Genomic DNA, 16,863 nt, shown 5'->3' on the forward strand with positions numbered 1-16,863 from the left:
TTCGCGCCGGACCGCGCCTAGAGTACGTAGCGCCAGATCGCCACGAAGTGGAGGAGGCTGCCGGCGATCACGAACAGGTGCCAGATGCCATGCCAGTGGCGGAAGCGGTGGTCATAGGCATAGAAGACGATCCCTACGGTATAGAGCACGCCGCCGGCCGCCAGCCAGGTGAAGCCGGCGCTGCCGAGGGCGGCGAGCAGCGGTTTCACCGCGATCAGCACGATCCAGCCCATCACCGCGTAGATCACCACCGACAGCACCCGCGCCTCGGAGCGTGGCTTGATCTCCTGGAGCATGCCGAGCACGGCCAGGCCCCAGACGATGCCGAACAGCGTCCAGCCCCAGGGACCGCGCAGCGTGACCAGGCAGAAAGGCGTGTAGCTGCCGGCGATCAGCAGGTAGATGGACAGGTGGTCGAGCTTGCGCATCACCACCTTCGCTCGCCCGCGCACGCTGTGGTAGGCGGTCGAGATGCTGTAGAGCAGCGTCAGGGTGACGCCGTAGACGCCGACCCCGACGATCTTCCACGGACTGCCGTTGAGGCTCGCCTGGACCGTCAGCCAGACGGCGCCGGTGCAGGCGGCGACCGCACCGATCAGGTGGGTCCAGGCATTGAGTCTTTCACCGTGATACATGACGCATGATCCTCCCGCGATGGACAACGCCATGGTAGGGCATGTCGGGGTGGCGTGGGTCCTGACCTTTTATTGGCGTTTTCCGTGACGGTTGCATGAAGGTTCTCCTCATCCTTCCCTGCTCGTTGGAACGGATAAAGGCTTGACGGTTTTAATTACGATCATAATATTAAGTGTGTAATATAAATAGCCGCTGTCAGCGGTCAGGCTTTTTTCCAGCGAGAACCCACATGAACGAACAGATTGGCAATGGCGTCGCCCTGATCACCGGCGCCTCTTCCGGAATCGGCGCGACCTACGCCGAGCACTTGGCCCGCCGTGGCCACGACCTGTTGCTGGTGGCGCGCGACCGGCAACGCCTGGAAGCCCTGGCGGATCGACTTCGCCAAGCCCACGGGGTCAGGGTGGAGATCCTGCGCGCCGACCTGTCCGAGCGCGACGATAGGTTGCGGGTCGAGCGACGGTTGCGCGATGACGCCTCGATCGCGTTGCTGGTGAACAACGCCGGCGTGGCGATGAACGGTCCGCTGGCCGATGCCGACATGGACCGGGCGGAGCGGATGATCGCCCTCAACGTAGTGGCCCTGACCCGCCTGGCTGCCGGTGCGGCGGAGGGGTTCCGCCGGCGTGGCGGCGGCGCCATCGTCAATCTCGGTTCGGTGGTGGCGCTGGCGCCGGAGTTGTTCAATGCCGTCTATAGCGCGACCAAGGCCTACGTGCTGAGCCTGAGCCAGTCGCTGCAGCACGAGCTGGCCGGCAGCGGCGTTTACGTCCAGGCGGTGCTGCCCGGCGTCACCCGTACCGAGATCTGGGAGCGCAGCGGCACCGGAATCGCCGGGATTCCCGCGGAGATGGTGATGGAGGTCGAGGACCTGGTGGAGGCGGCGCTGGTCGGTTTCGATCGGCGTGAAGCGGTGACCATCCCGTCGTTGCCGGATGCGGCCGATTGGCAGGCGCTGATGACGGCGCGGGCCAGGCTCGCGCCCAATCTGTCGCGGCAGCGGCCGGCCGAGCGCTACCTCGGCTGAGGCCCTAGCGCTCCATCTGCTCCAGCAGCTTCTTGCGCGTCGCTTCCAGTATCCGTTGCGACAGCGCCTCATCCTGCACGCTGCGCGACAGTTGCAGCGCGCCGACCAGCGAAGCGAGCAGCAGCACGGCGCGCTCGCCTGCGTCCTCGCCCTCCAGGGCCGCTTCGATCATCGCCAGGCGCTTGCGCACGATGCTGTCGGTGGTCGGGCTCGGCGTGCCGCGCTGGCCGAGTTCCGCCGACAGGGTCGGCAACGGGCAGCCGGCGCCGGGGTTATCGCGGTGACGCGGCGACAGGTACTGCTCTATCAGCAGCGCCAGCGGTCGTTCCGCCTCCGCCAGGGGCGCGGTGATTTCGTCGAGTTGCGCCGCGGCATGCCGCAACGCGGTTTCCACCAGGTCGTCCTTGGACTTGAAGTGCGCGTAGAAGCCGCCATGGGTCAGGCCCAGGGCTTTCATCAGCGGTTGCAGCCCGGTGGCGCCGACGCCGTCCTGGCGGAACAGCCGGGCAGCCTCCTCGACGATACGCCGGCGGGTCTTCTGCTTGTGGTCTTCGGGATAACGCATGGCTTCGATACCTTGGAATGCAGGTCGTCATCTTAACGCCTGGCGGCCTTCCCTGGCGAAGCCGCGTTCATCCGGCCATGTGCAGGACCAGGCAGGTGGTCGAGCCGACGGCGTAGAGACGGTCGTCGACATCGTACAACCGGCCCTCGGCGACCGCCGTCGAGCGGCCGAGGTGCACCACCCGGCCTTCGGCGCGCACCGGGCCGACCTTGTCGGTCAGCGCGCGCAGGTAGCTGATCCGCAGGTCGGTGGTGGTATAGCCCTGGCCGGCCTGGAGCCGGGTATGGATCGCGCAGCCCATGCAGGAGTCCAGCAGCGACGCGGCGTAGCCGCCGTGCACGCTACCCAGCGGATTGTAGTGGCGGCGGTCCGGGGTGCCCTGGAACAGGAAGCGCCCTTCGGACCACTCGATGGGAACGAAGTCGACCAGTTCGCCGTAGGGCGGACAGGGCAGTTGGCCGCTGCCGATGCGGTCGAAGAACTCCTGCGGGGAGAGCGCGGCGACTTGCGCCAGCTCCAGGGTTCCGCTGGCGCCGAGGCGGGCGCGGGCGGCCCGCTCGGTGGCGATCCAGGCGTTCAGGCGATCTTCGCGGCCGGGCTGTTCCATGGTAGTGCTCCTGTCGTGGTGGGAAAGGGTTGCAGGAAAATTACGGTCATCATATAAGCTTTGCATGACGAGCGAAATACAATCGCTTTCGGTCCCTCTACGCGGCGTTTCCTCTATTTGCGCCGGCGTCGCCTACGCTGAGGGGGCCGTGGCGGGACAACCGAGGAGCAGGATGATGGAAAGCTATGACGTGATCGTGATCGGCGCCGGTCCGGGGGGCTACAACGCTGCCATTCGCGCCGGCCAGCTGGGCCTGAAGGTGGCCTGCGTGGAGGGTCGCGAAACCCTCGGCGGGACTTGCCTGAACGTCGGCTGCATGCCGTCCAAGGCCCTGTTGCACGCCTCGGAGCTATACGCCGCGGCGAGCGGCGGCGAGTTCGCCCGGCTCGGCATCCGGGTCAGCCCGGAACTGGACCTGGCGCAGATGATGAAGCAGAAGGACGAGAGCGTCGCCGCCCTGACCCGTGGCGTCGAATTCCTCTTCCGCAAGCACAAGGTGCAGTGGATCAAGGGCTGGGCGCGCTTGCAAGGCGAGGGCCGGGTCGGCGTGGCCCTCGCCGACGGCGGCCACGCGCAACTGGAGGCGCGCGACATCGTCATCGCCACCGGTTCGGAACCGGCGCCGCTGCCCGGCGTGCCGGTGGACAGCCAGCGCATCCTCGACTCCACCGGCGCCCTGGAGTTGGCCGAAGTGCCTCGCCACCTGGTGGTGATCGGCGCCGGCGTGATCGGCCTGGAGCTTGGTTCGGTCTGGCGCCGGCTGGGCGCACAGGTCACGGTGCTGGAGTACCTCGAGCGGATCTGCCCGGGGCTGGATGGGGAAACCGCAAGGACCCTGCAGCGCGCCCTGACCCGCCAGGGCATGCGGTTTCGCCTCGGCACCCGCGTGGTCGCCGCGCACAGTGGCGAGCAGGGCGTCGAACTCGACCTGCAACCGGCCGCCGGCGGCGCTACGGAATCGCTGCAGGCGGACTACGTGCTGGTGGCCATCGGCCGGCGCCCCTATACCGAAGGACTGGGGCTGGAGACGGTCGGCCTGGCCAGCGATCGTCGCGGCATGCTGGAGAACCAGGGACAGCGCAGCGCGGCGCCGGGCGTCTGGGTGATCGGCGACGTGACCTCGGGACCGATGCTGGCGCACAAGGCCGAGGAAGAGGCGATCGTCTGCATCGAGCGGATCGCCGGGCATGCGGCGGAGATGAACGCCGAGGTGATTCCGTCGGTCATCTACACCCAGCCGGAAGTGGCCAGCGTCGGCCTCGGCGAGGAGCAGCTGCAGGCGGCGAGGCGCGAGTACAAGGTCGGACGCTTCCCGTTCAGCGCCAACAGCCGGGCGAAGATCAACCACGAGAGCGAAGGCTTCATCAAGATCCTCTCCGATGCCCGCAGCGACCAGGTGCTCGGCGTGCACATGATCGGGCCGGGCGTCAGCGAGATGATCGGCGAAGCCTGCGTGGCCATGGAGTTCAGCGCCTCGGCGGAGGACCTCGCGCTGACCTGCCATCCGCATCCGACCCGCTCCGAGGCGCTGCGCCAGGCGGCGATGGACGTGCATGGCCGGGCCATGCAGAACTGAGGGCTCAGCCGCGCATGCCGAAGCCGCGCGCCATCAGCGTAGCCAGCAACGGAATGACCAGCAGCAGGAGCAGTTGCAGGCGCACCGCCATGACCACCCGCCGGCCCCGGGCCGGCGTCACCGCCGGCACTTCGCCGGCCTTGAGGGCGCCGCGCCAGCCAAGGAAGGTAACGGTCGGCAACAGCGAGACCAGGGCAGCGAGGGCGAATAGCCCGACCTTGGCGTGGAACAGACCATTGTGCAGGTAATAGTCGACGCCCTTGCCGTACCACAGCACCCGCGCCAACCCGCTGGCCAGTACCGCCAGGGCGCAGAGGCCGTAGCCGCGGTCGATCACCGCCAGGCTGCGGGCGCGCTCCAGGTCCAGCGGCAGGCGCAGCAGGCGGTGCTGCAACACCAGCAGGGCGAACAGCAGGAAGATCGACAGGTAGTGCAGGTAGGCGACGATTGCCTGGGCCATGGCGGCGCTCCTCGGGGTGGGATGGGCACAGTCAAGCAGACCCCGGGCCAATGTGCCTGACGGCGCTTCCGGTATTCCCCGAGAATGCGTCTAGAATCGAGCTGGCCATTTTCCGGAGCCCGCCATGACCCCGCTGACGCCCGAGCAGACCCATGCCTACCTGCACCATATCGGCATCGACGATCCGGGTCCGCCGAGTCTGGCGAGTCTCGACCGACTGATCGACGCGCATCTGCGCCGGGTCGCCTTCGAGAACCTCGACGTGCTGCTCGACCGTCCCATCGAGATCGACGCCGACAAGGTTTTCGCCAAGGTCGTCGAGGGCAGCCGCGGCGGTTATTGCTTCGAACTCAACTCGCTGTTCGCCCGCCTGCTGCTGGCCCTCGGCTACGAGCTGGAACTGCTGGTGGCACGGGTACGCTGGGGACTCCCGGAGGACGCGCCGCTGACCCAGCAATCGCATCTGATGCTGCGTCTGTACCTGGCGGAGGGCGAGTTCCTGGTGGATGTCGGCTTCGGCTCGGCCAATCCGCCGCGAGCACTGCCTTTGCCGGGCGACGAGGCGGACGCCGGACAGGTGCATTGCGTGCGCCTGGTCGACCCGCACGCCGGTCTCTACGAAAGCGCCGTGCGCGGTCGCAGCGGCTGGCTGCCGCTGTACCGCTTCGACCTGCGCCCGCAGTTGTGGATCGATTACATCCCGCGCAACTGGTACACCTCGACCCACCCGCACAGCGTGTTCCGCCAGGGCCTGAAGGCCGCCATAACCGAGGGCGACCTGCGCCTGACCCTGGCCGACGGGCTGTTCGGCCAGCGCGCCGGCAACGGCGAGACGCTGCAGCGCCAACTGCGCGACGTCGAGGAACTGCTGGACATCCTGCAGACCCGTTTTCGCCTGCGCCTCGACCCGGCCTCCGAAGTGCCGGCGCTGGCGCGACGGCTGGCGGGACTGATCTCCGCCTGAGCGCTTTTGGCCGGTGTCTTTTCGCCGGACTCCTGCGGGAATTTTCCGATGTTCCATAGAAGCCTGAACGAAACGGCTTTTTCGGTTGACCTCGTCTGACAAGAGGTCTATAAAACCCCCGCCCGCAGAGCCGGGCACTTTCTTTCCCCCTACGAAGAGAGCCATGGACAGTATTCCCAGTAGTCGTCGCCCGGCCCAGCAGATGCCGGCTGGTGCGATGACCCAAACCAACGCACGACGGAACCCGCAACGGGTCGGTCGGTTGAGCGGCATCCTGGGCTGACCCACTGCTTCTCACCCGTGTCCGGCACGCCGGGTACAGGTGAGTCATGAACTTCGAGAATTCGGTATCCCCCGGCGTATCCGCCTTCGTGGCGAAGATGCGCGTGCGCGCCGCGCAGTCCCCCGGCGCGATCCTTCCCGGCCACGGCCATCCTGCGAGCCTCGCCTGGTGTGTCGACCCGGCCGGCGGTCGCCTGGAGTATCGCCGCCTGGAGACGCAGGTCGAAGAGAACCCTGAGAGCGGTCGCCGCCCGATGCGCGGCTGACGCTTTCTCCTGCCTAACCCTTCGCACAAGGAGCCTGCCATGGACGAACCACCAAGTCGGCCTGCTGCGTGCCGCCTGAGCGGCCGCGCGCAGTGGGCCTTACCCGGACAAGCCGAACATTCTTCCCACCGATCGCGAACATCGCGACCCGGCACGCCTTTGCCTGTCACCTGACCGGCAACCGACTCGTGTCGCCGTCGCGCAGCTCGCGACAGGAGACCGAGTCATGAGCGTAGCGACCCAACGCAATACCCAGCTCGACACCGAGCGCCGCAACGACCGACTGTCCATGCGCGCCGCCCGCGAAGCGCAGAACAGCCTGGAAACCACCCTCACCAACGTCCGCGGTCGCCAGGACGGCCTCGACCAGGCCGAGGCCGCCGCCCGGCTGCACGCCGACGGCCCCAACGAAGTGGCCCACGACCGTCCGCCACACGTCCTGGTGCAACTGCTGCAGGCGTTCAACAACCCCTTCATCTACGTGCTGATGACGCTCTCCGCGATCAGCTTCTTCACCGACTTCTGGCTGCCGCTGCAGGACGGTGAGGAAACCGATCTCACTGGCGTCATCATCGTCCTCTGCATGGTCCTGGTCAGCGGCCTGATGCGCTTCTGGCAGGAATACCGCTCGGGCAAGGCCGCCGAGGCGCTCAAGGCCATGGTGCGGAACACCGCCACCGTGCTGCGCCGCGACGAGCGCGGGATGCGCGGCGAGCTGCGGGAAATCCCCATGGGCGAACTGGTGGTCGGCGACATCGTGCGCCTGTCCGCCGGCGACATGATCCCCGCCGACATCCGCCTGATCGAATCGCGCGACCTGTTCATCAGCCAGGCCGTACTCACCGGCGAGGCGCTACCGGTGGAGAAATACGACACCCTCGGCGCGGTCCGCGAGAAGTCCGCCAAGCGGATCGCCGCCGACCAGCAGGACCTGCTCGAACTGCCGAACATCTGCTTCATGGGCACCAACGTGGTCAGCGGCACGGCCACCGCGGTGGTGGTCGCCACCGGTGCGCGCACCTATTTCGGTTCGCTGGCCCGTTCCATCGTCGGTTCGCGGGCGCAGACCGCCTTCGACCGTGGGGTGAACAGCGTCAGTTGGCTGCTGATCCGCTTCATGCTGGTGATGGTGCCGATCGTGTTGCTGATCAACGGCTTCACCAAGGGCGACTGGACCGAGGCGTTCATGTTCGCTCTCGCCGTGGCGGTCGGCCTGACCCCGGAAATGCTGCCGATGATCGTCAGCGCCAACCTGGCCAAGGGCGCGGTGGCGATGTCGCGGCGCAAGGTGGTGGTCAAGCGCCTCAACGCGATCCAGAACTTCGGCGCCATGGACGTGCTCTGCACCGACAAGACCGGCACCCTGACCCAGGACCGGATCATCCTCGAGCATCACGTCGACGTTGCCGGCCGGCGCTGCGACCGGGTCCTGCAAATGGCCTGGCTGAACAGCTTCCACCAGTCCGGGATGAAGAACCTGATGGACCGCGCGGTGGTCGCCTTCGTCGAACAGAACCCGCGCATCACGCCGTCGGATGCCTGGCGCAAGGTCGACGAACTGCCCTTCGATTTCGTCCGTCGGCGTCTCTCGGTGATCCTCGAGGGCAAGGACGGCGAACACCTGCTGGTGTGCAAGGGCGCGGTCGAGGAAATGCTCGAGATCGCCACCCGCGTGCACCAGGACGGTGTCGACCTACCGCTCGACGAGGAACGCCGCCGGGCCCTGCTGGCGCTGGCCGAGCAATACAACCGCGACGGCTTCCGCGTGCTCCTGCTCGGCACCCGCAGCCTCTCGCGCGCGGAGTCCCAGGCCCAGTACGGCGCCAGCGACGAGCGCGACCTGGTGATCGCCGGCCTGCTGACCTTCCTCGATCCGCCGAAGGAAACCGCCGGCCCGGCCATCGCCGCGTTGCGCGAGAACGGCGTGGCGGTGAAGGTGCTCACCGGCGACAACCCGGTGGTCAGCGCGAAGATCTGCCGCGAGGTCGGCCTGGACGTCGGCGAGCCGCTGCTCGGTCGCGACATCGACCTGATGGACGATGCCACCCTGCAACGCCTGGCCGAGGAGCGCACGGTGTTCGCCAAGCTGACGCCGCTGCAGAAGTCGCGGGTGCTCAAGGCCCTGCAGGGCAACGGACACACCGTTGGCTTCCTCGGCGACGGCATCAACGACGCCCCCGCGCTGCGAGATGCCGATGTCGGCATCTCGGTGGACAGCGGCACCGACATCGCCAAGGAATCGGCCGACATCATCCTCCTGGAAAAAAGCCTGATGGTCCTGGAGGAGGGCGTGATCAAGGGCCGCGAGACCTTCGGCAACATCATGAAGTACCTGAACATGACTGCCAGCTCCAACTTCGGCAACGTGTTCTCGGTACTGGTGGCCAGCGCCTTCATCCCCTTCCTGCCGATGCTGGCGATCCACCTGCTGCTGCAGAACCTGATGTACGACATCTCCCAGCTGTCGCTGCCGTGGGACAAGATGGACAAGGAGTTCCTCGCCAAGCCGCGCAAGTGGGACTCGAAGAACATCGGCCGCTTCATGGTCTGGATCGGCCCGACCTCGTCGATCTTCGACATCACCACCTACGCGCTGATGTGGTTCGTGTTCGCCGCCAACAGCCCGGAAATGCAGTCGCTGTTCCAGTCCGGCTGGTTCATCGAGGGCCTGCTCTCGCAGACCCTGGTGGTGCACATGCTGCGTACCCAGAAGATTCCCTTCATCCAGAGCACCGCGGCGCTGCCGGTGATGCTGATGACCGGGCTGGTGATGGCGCTGGGCATCTACGTGCCGTTCTCGCCGCTGGGGGCGATGGTCGGCCTGCAGCCGCTGCCGTGGGAGTACTTCCCCTGGCTGGTGGGCACGCTGCTCTGCTACTGCGTCACCGCGCAGACCATGAAGACCCTCTACATCCGCCGCTTCGGCCAGTGGTTCTGAGCGATCGGCCGGGCTTCGTCCCGGCCTTTCCCAGCGCGTCGGCAAGCCTCGCCGCGCCGCGCAACGCACACCGGACCCACGCATGGAGAGACGCATCATGACCCTGCACGACCGGCGCCCGCGGGCGCCCCTTTTCCAACCGCTGCCGGCCGCGCTGCGACGCGCCCTGTCCTGGCGCCTGGGCTTCGTCGCCGCCGCGCTCGCCTGCGTCCTGCTGCTGGCGCTGCTGTCCGAGGCTCGCGCCGCGGGCGGCGCCTACCGGGTCGACGACGGCGAGATCGATCCCGTCGGCGAATGCAATCTGGACGCCTGGCACCAGCGCGAACGCCACCACGGCAACCGCTACCAGTCGGTGCTGTCGCCCGCCTGCACCTTCTCCGCCCTACCATCGGTGCAACTCGGCGCGGCGCTGGTGCGCGAGGGCGACGCAGGCGATCGGCACAGCCGCCTCAGCCCCGAGCTGAAGACACCGCTGCTGGCCCGCGACGACCTCGGCCTGGCGTTGGCCCTGGCGCTCTCGGCGGATCTCTACCTGGACCGCCGGCACGCCTTCGAAGGCGCCGGCTTCAACCTGCCGCTGAGCTACCAGCCGTTCGAGGCCCTGCGCCTGAACGCCGGGGTCGGCCTGGGGCATGCTTACGCCGAGGGCGAGCGCCGGCATCGCTGGAACTGGGGCATGGGCATGGAATACCGCGTCGGCCAGCCGTTGACCCTGATCGCCGAACGCTTCGGCGAGTCGGCCGGCGACAGCGGCTGGCAGGCCGGACCGCGGCTGCACCTGGGTGAACGGCTGGACCTCGACCTGCTGGTCGGCGGCCACCTGCGCGGCGAGCGCGAGCGATGGCTGGTCTCGGGAGCGACCTTGCGTTTCTGAGCCCAAGGGCGTGCCGCGCTGCGGCACGCTCCTCCACCGAGGAAACAGCCATGAACGTCGTACGCAAATGCCTGGGCGCGTCTCGCCGCGCGCTCTGTGGCCTGGCAGCACGTCTGCTGGCGAAGGCCGCGCACCTGCTGATGGTGATCAGCGTGCGCGCATACGCCAGCGGCCGCCTGAGCCAGGTCGAAGTGAAATACCTGCTGGACTGCTCGAGCGCGCTCAACCGTGCCTCGCTCAGGCTGGCCATGGGTCAATGAGCCCGTTCCCTTCACGATCCATTCCGAACCGGGAGTTCCGCCATGCTGGGAACCATCCTCCTGATCAACCTGGCCGGTGCCGTGGCCCTTCTGTTGTGGGGCACGCACATGGTCTCCAGCGGCGTGCTGCGCGGTTTCGGCACTGCGCTGCGCAACTGGCTCGGCCGCCACCTGGGCAACCGCTGGCTGGCCCTGCTCGCCGGGCTCGGCATCACCGGCCTGCTGCAGAGCAGCACCGCCACCAGTCTGATGGCAGCGTCCTTCACCGCTAGTGGCACCCTGGGCCTGGCGCCGGCGCTGGCAGTGATGCTCGGCGCCAACGTCGGCACCACTCTGGTGGTGCAACTGCTCAGCTTCGACACCTCGTTGCTGGCGCCGCTGGCCCTGCTGTCCGGCCTGCTGCTGTTCCGCCTGGGCGACGGTCCGCGCCTGGAGAGCCTTGGCCAGTGCCTGATCGGACTCGGCCTGATGCTTCTGGCGCTGGCGTTGCTCGGCCATTCCCTGCAGCAGATCGAGGCCTCGCCAGCCTTTGTCGCGGTGATCCACGGCCTCGAAGGCGATCCGCTGATCGCCCTGCTGCTCGCCGCGCTGCTGACCTGGGCCTGCCATTCCAGTGTCGCGGTGGTACTGCTGGTGGCGTCCCTGGCCCAGGCCGGACTGGTCTCGCTGCCCATCGCCCTGGCCCTGGTGCTCGGTGCCAACCTCGGCGGCGCCTTGCCGGCGCTGGGGGTGGCCGGTAGCCGGGTGGCGCGGCGCCTGCCGTTGGGCAACCTGCTGGTGCGCCTGCTCGGTTGCCTGCTGGTGCTGCCCTGGCTGACGGCGCTGGCGCAGCCGGCCAACGCACTCGGTGGTGCGGCGGCGGTCTGGTTCCACAGTGCTTTCAACCTGGCCCTGGCACTGCTGGCGATCGGCTTCACCGGACCGCTTGCGGCGCTGCTCGCGCGCCTGTTGCCGGAAGAGGCACAGTCCGACGAGCCGGGCATGCCGCGCTACCTCGACGAAGCCGGGCTGGAGGTGGCCAACATCGGCCTGGCCAACGCTACTCGCGAAGTCCTGCGGCTGGCCGACATGGCCAGTCTGATGCTGCGCGCCACCAGCGGCCTGTTGCAGCGACCGGAGGCGAAGGTGGCGGCAGAAATCCGTCGCCAGGACCAGGCCCTCGACCAGTTGAGTGCGGCGATCCGCGCCTACCTGGCAGACCTCGGCCAGGACGGCCTTGGCGACAGCGACGCCGATCGTGCCCAGGAAATTCTCCTGTTCGCCATCAACATCGAGCACATCGGCGATCTCGTCGCCAACAGCCTGCTGCCCCTGGCGATGCGTTGGGCCGGTCGCAGTCGCGCCGGCAGCGAGTTCGAGCTGGGCCGCATGCTGCCGTTGCAGGCGGCGATCGAGGAGAGCCTGCACCTGGCGATCAGCGCGTTCCTTCGCGAAGACCTGGACGCCGCGCTGCGCCTGGTGGCGCGCAAGAAGTTGCTGCAGCGACTGGAGGCCGATGCCAGTCGCGAGCGCTTCCGTCGCCTGCGCGACGATCGCGGTGCCTGGGTGGAGTCCGGTGACGTGTTCCAGCGCATTCTCCGCGACTACCGACGCATCCACCATCATGTCACCGCCCTGGCCTATCCGCTGCTCGAACGCAGCGGCATCGATCCGATGGCGAAGCGGCCGGACGAGCCAGGGCAAGGGGAGGGATCGGCATGCGCCTCCTGATCTGCGCCGGACGCCATTTCAAGGACGCCGAACGCCTGCGCCTGGCGCTCGACCAGTGCCACGGCCTGCAACCGGTGGCGCTGCTCGGTCACCTGCTGCATGCCGGCAGCGGCCTGCCGGACGAGGCCGAGCGCTGGTGCCGCGAGCGTGGCGCGGATTCGCGCGCCTACGATTATCCGGAGCGCAGTGGCAGCGACAACGCCCTGCGCGAGTATGGCGAGGCCGTCCTCGGCGATGCCGCGCCGGACCTGGTGCTGGTGTTTCCCGGCGGGCGCCTGGCCAGCGAACTGATACAGGTCGCGCACGCTGCCTACGTCCCGCTGATGCTCGCCTATCGCCCGCTGTCGGCGCCCTGAGCGGCGAACCAGCCATCGCGGCGGGTCAGGCGCCAGCCGTAGGCGGCCAGGACCAGCCCGCGCAGCAGCATGAAGGCGAGGAACGCCAGCCATAGCCCGTGGTTGCCCAGCCCCTGCAACAGCCAGCCGAGGGGCAGGCTGGCGGCCACCGCGACGAGCATCGCGTTACGCATCTCGCGGGCGCGGGTGGCGCCGATGAACAGGCCGTCGAGCAGATAGCTCCACATCCCCAGCAGCGGCAGGCAGGCCAGGTACGGCAGATAGGCGTAGGCGACTTCGCGGACGCCGGCGATGTCGCTCTGCAGGTCGATGAACAGGTGGCCGAACAGGGCGAACAGCGCGGCGAACGCCAGGCTTGCCAGCAGCGACCAACCACCGGCCACCACCAGCGCGCGGCGCAGGGCGGTTCGGTCGCGGGCGCCGATGGCGTGGCCGCAGAGCGCCTCCACCGCGTGGGCGAGACCGTCGAGGGCGTAGGACGTCAGGAGCAGGCCGTTGAGCAGCAGGGCGTTGGCGGCTACCGTGGCGTCGCCGAGGCGGGTGCCCTGTACGGTGAGCAGGAAGAACACCAGTTGCAGGGCCAGGCTGCGGATGAAGATATCCCGGTTGACCATCAGCAGCGGTAGCCAGGACAGCCAGTGGCGCAGGCGTTGCCACTGCGCCCGCCCGGGGCGCCGGGCCAGGTCGCGGCGGGTCAGGGCCAGGCCGAGCAGGGCGCCGCTCCATTCCGCCAGCACCGAGGCGCGGGCCGCGCCTTGCACGCCCCAGTCGAGGCCGTGGACGAACCAGAGCACCAGGGCGATGTTGCTCAGGTTGGTGGTCAACAGGATCGCCAATGGCGCCCGTGCGTTCTGCGTGCCGAGGAACCAGCCGACCAGTGCGTAGCTGGCCAGGGCCGCCGGCAGGCCGAGCAGGCGGGTATGGAAGAAGGCGCGGGCCTCGCCGGTCAGTTCCGCCGACGGTTGCATCAGTTGCAGGGCCCAGCCGCTCAGGGGCAGGGCCAGCGCGCCGAGCAGCAGGGCCAGGAGCAGCGCCATGCCCAGGCCCTGGGCGAGGATCAGGCGCAGCGCGCCGCCATCGTCGCGGCCGGCGGCCTGGGCGGCGAAGCCGGTGGTGCCCATGCGCAGGAAGCCGAGCACGCCGACCATCAGGGTGTACAGGCTGCCGCCCACGGCTACCGCGCCGAGCTGGTAGGCGTGCGGCAGGTGGCCGACCACCGTGCTGTCCACCAGGTGCACCAGGGGAACGGAAACGTTCGACAGAATCATCGGCCCGGCCAGCGCCCAGACCCTGTGGTGGGTCGGGGCGTGGCGCCAGGCATCGCGCAACAGGCTCATGGGGTCCTCCGGATCGGCCGGGCAGTATAGCGACGGCGGCGAGGCCTGCGGAAAACCCGTTTTTCATATCCGGTAACAGACCTCTGCCTGCCGTGTATTCCTTGTCCGACGCGGCTTCCAGGCCTGCCGCGGGGAACCCTGCGAAAACCTGTCAGGAAGCTTGCGCAGCGCTAACCGCGGGGCTTTGCGCACCTTCCTAGAATGCCGGCGTCGGTTGTTTCCAGAGGAAGCCATGCATGCTCCTGGGGCGTTTCGTCTCGGTCGGCGCCGGTGCCACCGCCGTTCATTACCTGGTGCTGACCCTCCTGGTCGAGGGCTTCGCCGTCGGCGCCGCCGTGGCCGCCGCGACGGGAGCAGGCTGCGGGGCTCTGGCTGCCTACCTGGGGCATCGCTGGAAGACTTTCCGCCACCGTGGCCCGGTGTTCCGTTCGCTGCCGCGCTTCTTCGCCGTCAGCCTGCTTTGCGTACTCGGCAACGCCGTCCTGGTGTTGCTGCTCGGCGACCTCGCCGGACTCGACTACCGCCTGGCCCAGCTCGCCGCGACCGGCGCACTGCTGTTGGCGACCTATCACCTTCATCGACTCTGGACCTTCTCATGATGATCGAACCTTCCCTGGCGTCGAAGCTCGAGGCCCCCTGCCTGCTCAGCGTGGTAGTGCCGGTGTTCAACGAGGAGGCGGTGCTGCCGGCCTTCCACCAGCGCCTCGGCGCCGTGCTCGGCGACCTTGGCGACGATTGCGAGGTGCTCTATGTCGACGACGGCAGCACCGACCGCAGCGCGACGATCCTCGCCCAGCTACAGGCCGCCGACCGCCGGGTGGGCGTGGCCCGCTTCACCCGCAACTTCGGCAAGGAACAGGCGATGAGCGCCGGGCTCAAGCTGTCGCGCGGCGCCGCGGTGATCGTCATCGATGCCGACCTGCAGGATCCCCCGGAACTGATCCCGCAGATGCTCGACGCCTGGATCGGCGGCGCCGAAATGGTCAACATGCGCCGCCGTAGCCGGGCCGGTGAAAGCTGGCTGAAGCGCGCCTCGGCGAGCGCCTTCTACCGGCTGATCAACCGCCTCAGCGAGGTGCCGATCCCGCGCGACGTCGGCGACTTCCGCCTGCTCGACCGGCGGGTGGTCGATGCCCTTTGCGAGCTGCCGGAAGGCAATCGCTTCATGAAGGGACTGTTCGCCTGGGTCGGTTTCCGCCAGGTCGATATCGCCTATAGCCGCGCCGCTCGCGTCGCCGGCCACAGCAAGTGGCGCTACTGGCGGCTGTGGAACTTCGCCCTGGAGGGCATCACCGGGTTTTCCACCGCGCCGCTGAAGGTCGCCGGCTACCTCGGTCTGCTCAGCCTGCTGGCGGCCCTGGCGACCCTGCTCGCCGGGATCTTCGGCCAACAGGAGATCCACGAGCACTGGCCGGTGATCGCCGCGCTGTTCCTGATCGGTGGCCTGCAACTGCTGGCCATCGGCGTATGCAGCGAATACCTCGGGCGGATGACCATGGAAGCGCGGCGCCGCCCGCTCTACCTGATCGACCGCTACCTGCCGGCGCAGGTCGGCGGGGCCAATCCGTGAGGGCGCTGCGCGGCTGGCCGCTGGCCTGGTTCCTGCTCGCCCTGGCCTTCGCCATCCGCCTGCTGAGCCTGGGCAGCTATCCGCTGATGGACACCACTGAGGCCCGCTATGGCGAGGTGGCGCGGAAGATGGCCGAACTGGGCGACTGGATCACGCCCTGGTACGACGTCGGCGTGCCGTTCTGGGGCAAGCCGCCGCTGGCCTTCTGGCTCAGCGCCGGCGGCCAGCTTCTGCTCGGCGCCAACGAGTTCGCCAGCCGCCTGCCGCACTGGTTGCTGGGCGTGCTGGTGCTGTGGCTGGTATGGGACTGGCAGGCTCGCGAAGATCGTCGGCAGGCGCGGATCGCCTGCGTCCTGCTGGGCAGTTCGGCGCTGTTCTTCGTCGCCTCCGGGGCGGTGATGACCGACATGGCCCTGGCCCTGGCCCTGGTCCTGACCATGCGCGGCTTCTGGCTGGGCCTGCATGGCGCGGAGGGAATCCGGCGCCGCGAGGGCTGGCTGATGTTCCTCGGCCTCGGCCTCGGGCTGCTGGCGAAAGGGCCGCTGACGCTGATCCTCGCCGGACTGCCGATCGGCCTGTGGGCCTTGCTGGAGTGGCGCTGGCGCGCGCTCTGGCGGGGCCTGCCATGGATCCGCGGAAGCCTGCTGATGCTCCTGGTGGCGGCGCCCTGGTACCTGCTGGCGGAGTTGAAGACGCCGGGCTTCCTCGAGTACTTCCTGCTCGGCGAGCATTGGCAGCGCTTCGTCACCGCCGGCTGGGACGGCGACCGCTACGGCAATGCCCACGCCTATCCCTACGGCAGCGTCTGGCTGTTCCTGCTGGCCGCCGCGTTTCCCTGGAGCCTCTGGTTGCCGCTGCTGCTCTGGCTGGGCTGGCGCCAGCGCGGGGAGGTGGTCGATGGCGTCGCCTCGCGCAGGCGCTACTGGCTGTTCTGGGGACTGGCGCCGTGCCTGTTCTTCACCTTCGCCGGCAACGTCCTCTGGACCTACGTGCTGCCCGGCCTGCCGGCCCTGGCGTTGCTCGCCGCCGACCTGCTGCGCGCGCCGCTGGCGCGCAGCGCCTGGCTGCGGCGTGGCGGGCTGGCCTGCCTGGCGCTGACGCCGTTGCTGTTCGCGCTGTTCCTCGGCTCCCTGCTGCTGGGCTCGCGCGCCGAGCAGAAGTCCACCGCCGCGCTGCTGGCCAGCGACGCCGGCTGGCGCGAGCGGCCGCTGGTGTTCTGGCCGAAGCGGCCGTACTCGGCAGTGTTCTACAGCGGCGGGCGGGCACAACGGGCGGAGGACAGCGAACTGGCCGGCTGGTTGCGTCGCGACGCCCTGCTGGCGATCCGCTCGCGTTCGTTCGGCGCCTTGCCCGACGAGGTGCGCCAGCGCTTGCGCTGCCGGCCGCCGGTGGGACAGTACCAGCTATGCCAGGGCGTCGCGCCGCCTGGCTGAGG

General features: G+C 68.5%; 17 protein-coding genes. 12 read left to right on the forward strand and 5 right to left on the reverse strand.

Features of this window, described 5'->3' with window-relative positions; genetic code table 11:
* Positions 1 to 17: 17 nt before the first annotated feature.
* Positions 18 to 635, reverse strand: a complete 618-nt coding sequence (locus FOC67_RS00170; RefSeq protein ID WP_003095352.1) for a hemolysin III family protein — start codon at positions 633 to 635, stop codon at positions 18 to 20.
* A gap of 230 nt (positions 636 to 865) precedes the next feature.
* Here FOC67_RS00170 and FOC67_RS00175 point away from each other — a divergent pair, with 230 nt between their 5' ends.
* Complete coding sequence (locus tag FOC67_RS00175) at positions 866 to 1,663, forward strand: SDR family oxidoreductase (protein ID WP_004365417.1); 798 nt, start codon at positions 866 to 868, stop codon at positions 1,661 to 1,663.
* Positions 1,664 to 1,667: 4 nt separating this feature from the next.
* Here FOC67_RS00175 and FOC67_RS00180 read toward each other — a convergent pair whose 3' ends face one another.
* A complete protein-coding gene (locus FOC67_RS00180; protein WP_003112334.1) occupies positions 1,668 to 2,228 on the reverse strand; it encodes a TetR/AcrR family transcriptional regulator in 561 nt (186 codons plus the stop codon).
* A gap of 67 nt (positions 2,229 to 2,295) precedes the next feature.
* Complete coding sequence (locus tag FOC67_RS00185) at positions 2,296 to 2,835, reverse strand: PaaI family thioesterase (RefSeq protein ID WP_003095346.1); 540 nt, start codon at positions 2,833 to 2,835, stop codon at positions 2,296 to 2,298.
* A gap of 172 nt (positions 2,836 to 3,007) precedes the next feature.
* On the opposite strand from FOC67_RS00185, the gene lpdA reads away from it, so the two are divergent.
* A complete protein-coding gene (gene lpdA, locus FOC67_RS00190) occupies positions 3,008 to 4,411 on the forward strand; it encodes a dihydrolipoyl dehydrogenase (protein WP_083842300.1) in 1,404 nt (467 codons plus the stop codon).
* Positions 4,412 to 4,415: 4 nt separating this feature from the next.
* On the opposite strand, the gene FOC67_RS00195 is transcribed toward lpdA, so the two are convergent.
* Entirely contained in the window at positions 4,416 to 4,871 is a 456-nt protein-coding gene (locus FOC67_RS00195; protein ID WP_009314304.1) for a DUF2214 family protein, read from the reverse strand.
* 124 nt (positions 4,872 to 4,995) lie between these two features.
* On the opposite strand from FOC67_RS00195, the gene FOC67_RS00200 reads away from it, so the two are divergent.
* The 7 genes from FOC67_RS00200 (at position 4,996) to FOC67_RS00230 (ending at position 12,521) form a co-directional block, all read left to right on the forward strand.
* On the forward strand, positions 4,996 to 5,835 hold the full coding sequence (locus FOC67_RS00200) for an arylamine N-acetyltransferase (RefSeq protein WP_003095340.1): 840 nt from the start codon (positions 4,996 to 4,998) through the stop codon (positions 5,833 to 5,835).
* Positions 5,836 to 6,164: 329 nt separating this feature from the next.
* A complete protein-coding gene (locus FOC67_RS00205) occupies positions 6,165 to 6,383 on the forward strand; it encodes a hypothetical protein (protein ID WP_009314303.1) in 219 nt (72 codons plus the stop codon).
* A 226-nt stretch (positions 6,384 to 6,609) separates the two neighbouring features.
* Complete coding sequence (gene mgtA / locus FOC67_RS00210; RefSeq protein WP_003125401.1) at positions 6,610 to 9,321, forward strand: magnesium-translocating P-type ATPase; 2,712 nt, start codon at positions 6,610 to 6,612, stop codon at positions 9,319 to 9,321.
* Between the two features lie 97 nt (positions 9,322 to 9,418).
* Positions 9,419 to 10,195, forward strand: a complete 777-nt coding sequence (locus FOC67_RS00215) for a hypothetical protein (protein ID WP_003135296.1) — start codon at positions 9,419 to 9,421, stop codon at positions 10,193 to 10,195.
* A 50-nt stretch (positions 10,196 to 10,245) separates the two neighbouring features.
* Positions 10,246 to 10,455, forward strand: a complete 210-nt coding sequence (locus FOC67_RS00220; protein ID WP_003121106.1) for a hypothetical protein — start codon at positions 10,246 to 10,248, stop codon at positions 10,453 to 10,455.
* Between the two features lie 42 nt (positions 10,456 to 10,497).
* On the forward strand, positions 10,498 to 12,165 hold the full coding sequence (locus FOC67_RS00225) for a Na/Pi cotransporter family protein (protein ID WP_009314302.1): 1,668 nt from the start codon (positions 10,498 to 10,500) through the stop codon (positions 12,163 to 12,165).
* Entirely contained in the window at positions 12,153 to 12,521 is a 369-nt protein-coding gene (locus tag FOC67_RS00230; protein WP_009314301.1) for an SLOG family protein, read from the forward strand. The genes FOC67_RS00225 and FOC67_RS00230 overlap by 13 nt, the downstream gene beginning before the upstream one ends.
* Here the strand turns inward: FOC67_RS00230 and FOC67_RS00235 are convergent.
* Positions 12,497 to 13,858: an MATE family efflux transporter gene (locus tag FOC67_RS00235; protein ID WP_003111808.1), complete on the reverse strand. Its 1,362-nt coding sequence runs from the start codon at positions 13,856 to 13,858 to the stop codon at positions 12,497 to 12,499. The genes FOC67_RS00230 and FOC67_RS00235 overlap by 25 nt on opposite strands.
* A 236-nt stretch (positions 13,859 to 14,094) precedes the next feature.
* Here FOC67_RS00235 and FOC67_RS00240 point away from each other — a divergent pair, with 236 nt between their 5' ends.
* Genes FOC67_RS00240 through FOC67_RS00250 form a run of 3 tightly spaced genes read left to right on the forward strand, consistent with a single transcriptional unit; the run spans position 14,095 to position 16,861 of the window.
* Entirely contained in the window at positions 14,095 to 14,457 is a 363-nt protein-coding gene (locus tag FOC67_RS00240; protein ID WP_003116095.1) for a GtrA family protein, read from the forward strand.
* Positions 14,454 to 15,428 carry a glycosyltransferase family 2 protein gene (locus tag FOC67_RS00245; protein ID WP_003107470.1) on the forward strand — a complete coding sequence of 325 codons (975 nt, stop codon included), beginning with the start codon at positions 14,454 to 14,456 and terminating at the stop codon, positions 15,426 to 15,428. The genes FOC67_RS00240 and FOC67_RS00245 overlap by 4 nt, the downstream gene beginning before the upstream one ends.
* Positions 15,425 to 16,861 carry a glycosyltransferase family 39 protein gene (locus FOC67_RS00250; RefSeq protein WP_004365413.1) on the forward strand — a complete coding sequence of 479 codons (1,437 nt, stop codon included), beginning with the start codon at positions 15,425 to 15,427 and terminating at the stop codon, positions 16,859 to 16,861. Before FOC67_RS00245 ends, FOC67_RS00250 begins: the two co-directional genes overlap by 4 nt.
* Positions 16,862 to 16,863: the final 2 nt, after the last annotated feature.

Source organism: Pseudomonas sp. FDAARGOS_761 (genome assembly GCF_013343155.1).
Classification (GTDB): Bacteria; Pseudomonadota; Gammaproteobacteria; order Pseudomonadales; family Pseudomonadaceae; genus Pseudomonas; species Pseudomonas aeruginosa.